1 protein-coding gene is annotated in these 760 nt (G+C 68.8%); it reads right to left on the reverse strand.

Annotated features, from left to right (window positions below; all coding sequences use genetic code 11):
• The coding region (locus ITX31_RS15665) for an alpha-amylase family glycosyl hydrolase (protein ID WP_267240613.1) at positions 1-758 on the reverse strand (758 nt) is incomplete at its 3' end.
• Positions 759-760: the final 2 nt, after the last annotated feature.

A 760-nucleotide genomic window follows, 5' to 3' on the forward strand; every position in this document is an offset into this window, starting at 1 on the left:
TGGCCGAACATGGGGGCTGCCTCGCCGGGGAAGCCGTCGGAGGAGGCGCCGTCGGCGCGGCCGCCCCAGTCCGGGAGCCCGCTTTTCTTGATCAGGGCGTGGGCGACGTCGACGCGGAAGCCGCCGACGCCGCGGTCGAGCCAGAAGCGCAGGACGCGTTCGAATTCGTCGTGCACGGCCGGGTTGTCCCAGTTGAAGTCCGGCTGGGAGGAGTCGAAGAGGTGCAGGTACCACTGGCCGGGGGTGCCGTCGGGGTTGTGGACGCGGGTCCAGGCGGGTCCGCCGAAGTGGGACTGCCAGTTGTTTGGCGGGTTTTCGCCGTGTTCTCCGGTGCCGTCGCGGAAGATGAACATGTCCCGGGCGGGGGAGTTCTCCGGTGCGGCCAGGGCTGCCTGGAAGAGGGCGTGCGCCTCGGAGCAGTGGTTGGGGACCAGGTCCACGATGACGCGGATGCCGTGGTTTTTGGCGGCGGTGACGAGGGCATCGAAGTCGTCCAGGGTGCCGAAGAGCGGGTCGACGTCGCAGTAGTCGGCGACGTCGTAGCCGGCGTCTTTCTGCGGGGAGACGTAGAAGGGGGAGAGCCAGATCGCGTCGATGTCCAGTTCTGCGAGGGCGGGGATTTCGGCGGTGATGCCGGGCAGGTCGCCGATGCCGTCGCCGCGCAGGTCGCGGAAGGAGCGGGGGTAGATCTGGTAGATCACCGAGGAGCGCCACCACTGCCTCTCACGCCCGGTGGAGGCTTCATGGACCGGAACCAGGC

The organism is Arthrobacter gandavensis, assembly GCF_015355785.1.
GTDB classification, from domain to species: Bacteria; Actinomycetota; Actinomycetes; order Actinomycetales; family Micrococcaceae; genus Arthrobacter_B; species Arthrobacter_B gandavensis_A.